The organism is Mesorhizobium sp. 2RAF45 (assembly GCF_052115225.1).
GTDB lineage: Bacteria > Pseudomonadota > Alphaproteobacteria > Rhizobiales > Rhizobiaceae > Mesorhizobium > Mesorhizobium jarvisii.
The window spans coordinates 152,961-160,738 of the sequence record NZ_JBFRGG010000014.1 but is presented as its reverse complement, the minus strand read 5'-3'; the positions used below and the strand labels follow the sequence as shown (position 1 = coordinate 160,738).

9 protein-coding genes are annotated in these 7,778 nt (G+C 63.4%); 6 read left to right on the top strand and 3 right to left on the bottom strand.

Going from position 1 to position 7,778, the window contains the following annotated elements:
* From AB4Z43_RS27705 to ppa, 4 genes are all read left to right on the top strand, one after another.
* Window positions 1-694: TPM domain-containing protein (locus tag AB4Z43_RS27705; RefSeq protein WP_441939802.1), on the top strand; the 694-nt coding region annotated here is incomplete at its 5' end.
* A gap of 4 nt (window positions 695-698) precedes the next feature.
* The gene (locus tag AB4Z43_RS27700) at window positions 699-1,337 is read left to right on the top strand and encodes a TPM domain-containing protein (protein WP_441939801.1); all 639 of its coding nucleotides are present in this window, start codon (window positions 699-701) and stop codon (window positions 1,335-1,337) included.
* A 152-nt stretch (window positions 1,338-1,489) separates the two neighbouring features.
* Entirely contained in the window at window positions 1,490-1,996 is a 507-nt protein-coding gene (locus AB4Z43_RS27695; RefSeq protein ID WP_010912199.1) for a GNAT family N-acetyltransferase, read from the top strand.
* A gap of 192 nt (window positions 1,997-2,188) precedes the next feature.
* Window positions 2,189-2,722, top strand: coding sequence for an inorganic diphosphatase (ppa, locus tag AB4Z43_RS27690; RefSeq protein WP_441939799.1), 534 nt, complete (start codon window positions 2,189-2,191; stop codon window positions 2,720-2,722).
* Window positions 2,723-2,737: 15 nt separating this feature from the next.
* On the opposite strand, the gene AB4Z43_RS27685 is transcribed toward ppa, so the two are convergent.
* Window positions 2,738-3,331: a hypothetical protein gene (locus tag AB4Z43_RS27685; RefSeq protein ID WP_019861886.1), complete on the bottom strand. Its 594-nt coding sequence runs from the start codon at window positions 3,329-3,331 to the stop codon at window positions 2,738-2,740.
* A gap of 43 nt (window positions 3,332-3,374) precedes the next feature.
* Window positions 3,375-3,992, bottom strand: a complete 618-nt coding sequence (locus AB4Z43_RS27680) for a TetR/AcrR family transcriptional regulator (protein WP_027047518.1) — start codon at window positions 3,990-3,992, stop codon at window positions 3,375-3,377.
* Window positions 3,993-4,066: 74 nt separating this feature from the next.
* Between AB4Z43_RS27680 and AB4Z43_RS27675 the strand changes: the two genes are divergently transcribed.
* Window positions 4,067-5,350 (top strand): MFS transporter, encoded by a 1,284-nt coding sequence (locus tag AB4Z43_RS27675; protein WP_441939796.1) that lies wholly within the window; start codon window positions 4,067-4,069, stop codon window positions 5,348-5,350.
* Window positions 5,351-5,460: 110 nt separating this feature from the next.
* Here AB4Z43_RS27675 and AB4Z43_RS27670 read toward each other — a convergent pair whose 3' ends face one another.
* A complete protein-coding gene (locus AB4Z43_RS27670; protein ID WP_223217841.1) occupies window positions 5,461-5,745 on the bottom strand; it encodes a hypothetical protein in 285 nt (94 codons plus the stop codon).
* Window positions 5,746-5,942: 197 nt separating this feature from the next.
* Here AB4Z43_RS27670 and typA point away from each other — a divergent pair, with 197 nt between their 5' ends.
* A complete protein-coding gene (gene typA, locus AB4Z43_RS27665; protein ID WP_038650385.1) occupies window positions 5,943-7,772 on the top strand; it encodes a translational GTPase TypA in 1,830 nt (609 codons plus the stop codon).
* Window positions 7,773-7,778 lie beyond the last annotated feature (6 nt).

Sequence of the window (7,778 nt, the reverse complement as noted above, 5' to 3'; positions counted from 1 at the left end):
CTTCGAGACCAAGGGCTCCGACCAGATCGTCGTGGCGACGATTCCCAGCCTCGACGGCGAGGAGATCGAGCCCTATGCCAACCGGCTGTTCCGCTTCTGGAAACTCGGCCAGGCCGGCGAGAACAACGGCGTGCTTCTACTGGTCGCCAAGAACGACCACAAGATGCGCATCGAGGTCGGCTATGGGCTGGAAGGCACGCTGACCGACCTGCACACCAAGCTGATCATCGAGAACGACATGGTGCCGGCGTTCCGCGCCGGCGATTTCCCAGGCGGCATCTCCAAGGCCGTCGACGACATGGTCATGGTGCTGGAAGGTCATCCCGAGGAACTGGAAGCGCGCGGCAAGCGCAATCCGGCCGACAGAAGCACCCCCATCGATCCGATCGTCGCGGTGTTCCTGATCCTGTGGGCGACGATGTTCTTCGGCGGCCTGGCGATGGCGTTCCTGCCGCCGATGTTCGGCACCAAGCTGTCGCCGGGCGTGTATAGATGGCTGGGCATGACGTTTCGTTACGGCAGGGGGCCGAGCGGATCCTCGGGCCGCAGCGGCTGGACGACGGGTTCGTCGGGTGGCGGCTGGTCGTCGGGGAGTTCCGGCAGCAGCTGGTCGTCAGGATCGAGCAGCAGCGGCGGCGGGTTCTCGGGGGGCGGCGGCTCGTCCGGTGGTGGCGGTTCTTCAGGAAGCTGGTGAGACAATGGCAACACGACCGATCAGTCCCGAAGATCACGAGCGCATCGCCGATGCGATCCGCGCCGCGGAAACCAAAACCGACGGCGAGATCTACTGCGTCGTCGCGCATGCCAGCGACGGCTATTTCGCTCCGGCCGCCATGATGGCGACGCTCGGCATGCTGGTCGTCAGCCTCGCCGTCGCCTATGGGCTGGAGGCGTGGTGGCTCACCATCCGCCTGCCGCATTTCGTCGTCGCGCAATTGCTGGCGCTGGCCTGCGTGCTTGCCCTGTTGTGGGCTGTTCCCGGGCTGCGCATCCATATGGTGCCAAGGCGGCTGCGCTATCAGGCGGCGCACGCCAATGCGATCAAGCAGTTCCTCGCCCGCAACGTCCATCGCACCGCGGCGCGCACCGGCGTGCTGGTCTTCGTCTCGATCGCCGAACGCTATGCCGAGGTGGTCGCCGATTCGGGCATCGACGCCAAGGTCGGCCAGGATGTCTGGGACGGCGTGGTGCGCGACCTGACGGCGCATGCCGGCGACGACCGGCTTGCCGACGGCTTCGTCAAGGCGATCGAGCAGGTGGGGTCGGTGCTGGCCGAGCATTTCCCGGTCACGTCTGGCGATACCAACGAGCTGGACGACCATCTGGTCGAAATTTGAGAGCCTGCTGGTAGACACCACTTTACCGATCCGGCCTGTTTGCGGACAGGCTTTGCGCAATGTCAGCAATGTCAGGATCGGCTGTGAGAAAGCGGCCGGCGGGTCACCCGGACTCTTGCAATCGGCCGATGCGGGTTTATGGTTAACAAATCATGAATACGCTGACGATCGACATCCGGAAAGCCGACCCGCGCGATGCAGGCGCCATTGCCGAAGTGCATCTGGAAGCATGGCGCGGCGCCTATTCCGGCATCATTCCACACCGCACGCTGACGTCGATGATCAACCGCCGCGGCGCCGACTGGTGGGCCAATGCGATTCGCCGCGCCGCCACCGTTCTGGTCGTCGAAATCGGCGGCACCATCGCCGGCTATGCGACGATCGGCAAAAACCGCGCCCGGGAACTCAAGCAGCAGGGCGAGATCTACGAATTGTACCTGCGCCCGGAATATCAGGGCATCGGTCTTGGCCGGCGGCTGTTTTCGGCGGCCAGGGCGCGTCTTGCCGACCATGGCCTGAAGGGCATGGTGGTGTGGGCGCTGGAAGACAACCAGAACGCGCTGGCCTTCTATGCCGGCGCCGGCGGCCGCGATGTCGCCGAGGGCGTCGAGATCTTCGAGCAGAAAGCGCTGAAGAAGGTCGCCTTCGTCTGGGAATGACCGCCGATAGCGCAAAGCAAGGCCGTACGTGGTGCGTATCCCCGTGAAATCACGACGCTGAAACATCTTGTGGCGATGATTGAACGCATGTGACGCCATCGCGTCCCGCCTGACGTTCACCAGCACCATTCGCCGCATTGCGCCCTTGTGCGCCGCCCGCTATCTCCTCCCAACCGAGAGAGGGACAAATCCATGCGCATTGAAGCCATAGCCACCGGAAAGAATCCGCCCGAAGACGTCAACGTCATCATCGAAGTGCCGATCGGCGGCGAACCGATCAAGTATGAGATGGACAAGGAGGCCGGCACGCTGTTCGTCGACCGCTTCCTGCACACCTCGATGCGGTATCCCGGCAATTACGGCTTCGTGCCGCACACGCTGTCGGGCGACGGCGATCCGATCGACGTGCTGGTCTGCAACACGCGCGCGCTGGTGCCGGGCTGCGTCATCAATGTGCGGCCAATCGGCGTCTTGATCATGGAAGACAATGCCGGCCAGGACGAGAAGGTCATTGCCGTGCCGTCACCCAAACTGACGCTGCGCTACGAGAACGTTACCGAGTATACGCAGCTGCCCGACATCACCCTGCAGCAGGTGCAGCACTTCTTCGAGCACTACAAGGATCTCGAGCCCGGCAAATGGGTCAAGATCGAAGGCTGGCACGATTCCAAATATGCCAAGAAGATGATCGTCGATGCTATCGAACGGGCGAGGAAGATCAAATAGTCCGAGTCCGAACGGTCAGTTATCCACCCGGCCGAAAGCCGGCACATTGCCGATGACGGTGTGCCGGTCCTTGCCGCAGGCGAAGGTTCGCGCCTTCTCGTCGGCGAGTTTTCGCGCCTGGTCGTTGGCTTGCGGGTTGCCGGTGGCCAGCACAAGGCCGACCGTGCAGCTTTCTCGGGCGTCCATCTGGCCGACCTTGGCGACAAGCAGCACGTCGGTCGATTTGTTCTGATCTTCGGCATTGCTGATCGTGCGGCGGTGGATGACCGCGAAGGGCACGGCCTTGTCGCCATTGGTTTCGATACGCCATTCAACCTTGGCCGCGGACGAATTGAAGCCTGAAAAACTCTCCCAGACGGACGTCATGTCGCCGCCGGGCGGAAAACCGTAGAACAGCGATTCACGGGCGTCGTCATAGGCGATGAGCACTGGATAGCCGCGATAGCCCGAACAGGCGAGATCGGCCCAGTCGCCATCGCCTTCTGCGGCCTGCGCATAGGTCACGCAATCCTTCTTCGAATCGAGGTCGGTATAGGCGCTGGATATGTCGCCGGCACGAGCCTCCTGACACAGGCCGGCAAGCGCAAGCGGGATCAGAATGGCACGCATGACGACAATCTCCAGTTAGGCCGGAGCAACGTATCGCCAAACGCTATTTCTTCAAGCTCGCTTCTATCAGCAGATCCGCGTTCGTCGCCACCGACTGAGCGGGGCCGCCGAGACCAAACAGCTGGCCGCTGATATAGGCGCCTTCGATCAAAAGCAGCAGCCCATCACCCAGAGTGTCGGGGTCCTGCGCGCCCATAGCGGCGGCCATGGCGCGCAAGCGGCGGCGCAGCTCCTGCTTGTTGGCCTCGCTAACGACACGCGCCGGATGGCCGCGCTCGGGATATTCCACGGCCGCGTTGGTCATGCCGCAACCGCGGTAGTCGGGCTTTTGCGTGCGCTTGCCGACGCGGGTCAGGAAGGCGCCGATCTGCGCGCGCGGGTCGCCGGGATGAGCGTCGACCGCCTCGTCGAAACGCTCCCAGTATTCGTGGTCATACTGACGCAGATAGGACGCCGCCAGCTCGTCCTTCGACGGGAAACTTCGGTAGAGGCTGGGTTTGGTGACGCCGGCGCGTTTGACGATCTCATCGACGCCGATTGCCCTGATGCCGCGCCGGTAGAAAAGGTCATACGCCACGTCGAGGATCTTCTTGGCCGCCTTCGGCGGCGCCGATGCATGATCGTCGCTGATGGACAGTTCAATATTTTTGTCAGTTGGCATCATGGAACTCGATTGACAATGTTACCGATCGGTACGTATACGTGGTCCCATCTTGCAACGTACCGGTCAGTAACATGATAGCTCAATCCCGTCCGTTTGGCCAGCGCTACGCCTTCGTGGTGGTCGGTGTCATCTTCCTTTGCCTGCTGATCGCCGCCGGGTTGCGCTCGGCGCCCGCCGTCATGATGCTGCCGCTGGAAAACAGCTTCGGCTGGCGGCGCGATGTCATCTCGCTGGCCGCAGGCGTCGGCATCCTGCTCTATGGTCTGACGGGCCCGTTCGCCGCCGCGTTGATGGAGCGGATCGGGCTGCGGCGCACGCTGATCGCATCGCTGCTGGTGATGTCGGGCTCGACCGCTCTCAGCCTGCTGATGACCAAGCCCTGGCATCTCTTCATCACTTGGGGCGTCTTCTCGGGCATCGGCTCCGGCGCTGTTGCCAGCGTGCTTGGCGCCACCATCGTCAACCGGTGGTTCAAGACCAATCGCGGCCTGGTCATGGGATTGATGTCGGCCTCCAGCGCCACCGGCCTGCTGGTGTTCCTGCCGCTGCTCGCCTCGCTGGCGCAATCGGGCGGCTGGAGGCCGGTCGCCATCGCCGTCGCGGTCGCCACGGCCTGTCTCCTGCCGCTGGTCTGGCTGCTGGTGCCGGAGCGTCCGGCTTCGATCGGCATGGTGCGCTATGGCGCCGAGGCCGACGACGTGCCGCCGGTGCCACCGGCATCGCAAGGCAATTTCCTGGCGCATACGCTCAATACGCTGCGCCGCGCCGCCGGCACGCGGGTGTTCTGGTACCTGTTCGCCACCTTCTTCGTCTGCGGCTTCACCACCAACGGGCTGGTCGGCACGCATCTCATCGCCTTCTGCGGTGACATGGGCATCGGCGAGGTGCAAGCCGCCGGCCTTTTGTCGATGATGGGCATTTTCGACCTGATCGGCACAACGCTGTCGGGCTGGCTCACCGACCGTTTCGATCCGCGCAAGCTGCTCGGCGTCTACTATGCCATCCGCGGCCTGTCGCTGATCTACCTGCCCTATTCCGGCTTCTCGGCGACCAGCCTGATCATCTTCGCCGTGCTCTACGGCCTCGACTGGATCGCCACCGTGCCGCCGACACTGCGGCTTGCCAATGAAGCGTTCGGCGACCGCAGCGGCCCGATCGTGTTCGGCTGGATCGTCGCCGGCCATCAGGTGGGTGCGGCCACTGCGGCCGCCTTCGGCGGCACGATGCGCGAGCTGCAGGGCAATTACGAGCTCGCTTTCCTCATCGCCGGCATGACGGCCATCGCGGCGGCCTGTATCTCGCTGCTGATCAACACCAGCCGGCCGGCGTTCGACCCGGAACCGCAAGCCGCCTAAGGCGGGATAAGGCTAAATTCAGTCAAGGCGATCTGACGGCCGTCAGATCGCCTTGACTGTTCCAGGGCATGTCAATGGTTGCCGCTGTCAGGGACGGCAATTATGGGCGGTCAATCCGGGTAGCAGACCATCGGAATGTTCGGCCACACCGCGCTGTCGCAGTTGGCGCTGACTTGCCTCTGTTTGAAGGCGGTGCTGACCGGTCCCGTCACCATCGGGTCAACGCCATCAGGCGCATCGGCAAAGGCCTGTTCGGCGGTCTGGGTGTCTGACTGCGCAACGGCGCGCGCGCCTTTCTGGGTCGCGGCAGCCGACTGCGCGGCGTTGGCCGCCAGCAGCAAGGCAAAGGCCACCGAAGCGATGAGCGGCCAAAATCTGTTGAGTTTATCGGTCATGACGGTCGAACTGCCCGGGCCCTGAAAGGTTCCCGCCTTGGTTAACAAAATCATCTCACACGCAGATGCTTAAGATTTGATGAGTATTTGGTGTCGCGCTTCCCCTTTCGCAACTGCGAAAAACCCTGTATGAGCCGCGCAACCGAAAGAGGCAGCGCCTTTGGCCTGCTGCCTGCAACGCTTCCGAGACCCAGAACATGAAACTCCGTAATATCGCGATCATCGCGCACGTCGACCATGGAAAGACCACCCTTGTCGACCAGCTTCTGAAGCAGTCCGGCTCCTTCCGCGACAATCAGCGCGTCGCCGAGCGTGCCATGGATTCCAACGACCTGGAAAAGGAGCGCGGCATCACCATCCTGGCCAAGGCGACCTCGGTCGACTGGAAGGACACCCGCATCAACATCGTCGACACACCCGGCCACGCCGATTTCGGCGGCGAGGTCGAGCGCATCCTGTCGATGGTGGATTCGGCCATCGTGCTGGTCGACGCCGCCGAGGGCCCGATGCCGCAGACCAAGTTCGTCGTCGGCAAGGCGCTCAAGGTCGGCCTGAAGCCGATCGTCGTCATCAACAAGATCGACCGCCCGGACGCCCGCCATGTCGAGGTGGTCAACGAGGTGTTCGACCTGTTCGCCGCGCTCGACGCCACCGACGAGCAGCTCGACTTCCCGATTCTCTACGGTTCTGGCCGCGATGGCTGGGTTTCGGAAAATCCGGAAGGCCCGAAGGACCAGCAGCTTGGGCCGCTGTTCGATCTCATCATCAAGCATGTGCCGGCACCGACCGTCCATCCCGGTCCGTTCCGGATGATCGGCACCATCCTGGAAGCCAACCCCTTCCTCGGCCGCATCATTACCGGCCGTATCGAATCCGGCACGCTGAAGGCCAACCAGGCGGTCAAGGTGCTGCACCATGACGGCACCCAGATCGAAACCGGCCGCATCTCGAAGATCCTGGCTTTCCGCGGCCTCGAGCGCCAGCCAATCGAGGAAGCCCAGGCGGGCGATATCGTCGCCATCGCCGGCCTGTCCAAGGGTACCGTCGCCGACACGTTCTGCGACCTAGCGGTTACCGAGGCGCTGCATGCGCAGCCGATCGATCCGCCGACCGTGACCATGTCCTTCCTGGTCAATGACAGCCCGCTCGCCGGTACCGAAGGCGACAAGGTGACCAGCCGCGTCATCCGCGACCGCCTGCTGCGCGAGGCCGAAGGCAATGTCGCGCTGAAGATCGAGGAATCGCCCGACAAGGATTCGTTCTTCGTCTCCGGCCGAGGCGAATTGCAGCTCGCCGTGCTGATCGAGACGATGCGCCGCGAAGGCTTTGAAATCGCCGTGTCGCGGCCGCGCGTCGTCATGCAGAAGGGTGAGAACGGCGAATTGCTGGAACCGGTCGAGGAAGTCGTCATCGACGTCGACGAGGAACATGCCGGCGTGGTCGTGCAGAAGATGTCGGAGCGCAAGGCCGAGATGGTCGAACTGCGCCCTTCCGGCGGCAACCGCCAGCGCATCGTCTTCCACGCGCCGACGCGCGGCCTGATCGGCTACCAGTCGGAGCTTCTGACCGACACGCGCGGCACCGCCGTGATGAACCGGCTGTTCCATGCCTACGAGCCCTACAAGGGCGAACTGCCCGGCCGCACCAACGGCGTGCTGATCTCCAACGAGCAGGGCGAATCGGTCGCCTACGCCATGTGGAACCTGGAAGACCGCGGCCCGATGGTCATCGATCCGGGCGTCAAGGTCTATCAGGGCATGATCATCGGCATCCACTCCCGCGACAACGACCTCGAAGTGAACGTGCTGAAGGGCAAGAAGCTGACCAACATCCGCGCCGCCGGCAAGGACGAGGCGGTCAAGCTCACCCCACCGATCCGCATGACGCTGGAACGCGCGCTGGCCTGGATCCAGGACGACGAACTGGTCGAAGTGACGCCGAAGACCATCCGGCTGCGCAAACTCTATCTCGACCCGAACGAGCGCAAGCGTTTCGAGAAGTCGTCCAAGGCGGTCGGCGCGGCGTAATTTCTT

Excerpts from the sequence above, each read along its gene's own strand:
- AB4Z43_RS27700 (WP_441939801.1), top strand. The coding sequence starts at position 699 with ATGGCAACACGACCGATCAGTCCCGAAGATCACGAGCGCATCGCCGAT.
- AB4Z43_RS27695 (WP_010912199.1), top strand. The coding sequence starts at position 1,490 with ATGAATACGCTGACGATCGACATCCGGAAAGCCGACCCGCGCGATGCA.
- ppa (WP_441939799.1), top strand. The coding sequence starts at position 2,189 with ATGCGCATTGAAGCCATAGCCACCGGAAAGAATCCGCCCGAAGACGTC.
- AB4Z43_RS27685 (WP_019861886.1), bottom strand. The coding sequence starts at position 3,331 with ATGCGTGCCATTCTGATCCCGCTTGCGCTTGCCGGCCTGTGTCAGGAG.
- AB4Z43_RS27680 (WP_027047518.1), bottom strand. The coding sequence starts at position 3,992 with ATGCCAACTGACAAAAATATTGAACTGTCCATCAGCGACGATCATGCA.
- AB4Z43_RS27675 (WP_441939796.1), top strand. The coding sequence starts at position 4,067 with ATGATAGCTCAATCCCGTCCGTTTGGCCAGCGCTACGCCTTCGTGGTG.
- AB4Z43_RS27670 (WP_223217841.1), bottom strand. The coding sequence starts at position 5,745 with ATGACCGATAAACTCAACAGATTTTGGCCGCTCATCGCTTCGGTGGCC.
- typA (WP_038650385.1), top strand. The coding sequence starts at position 5,943 with ATGAAACTCCGTAATATCGCGATCATCGCGCACGTCGACCATGGAAAG.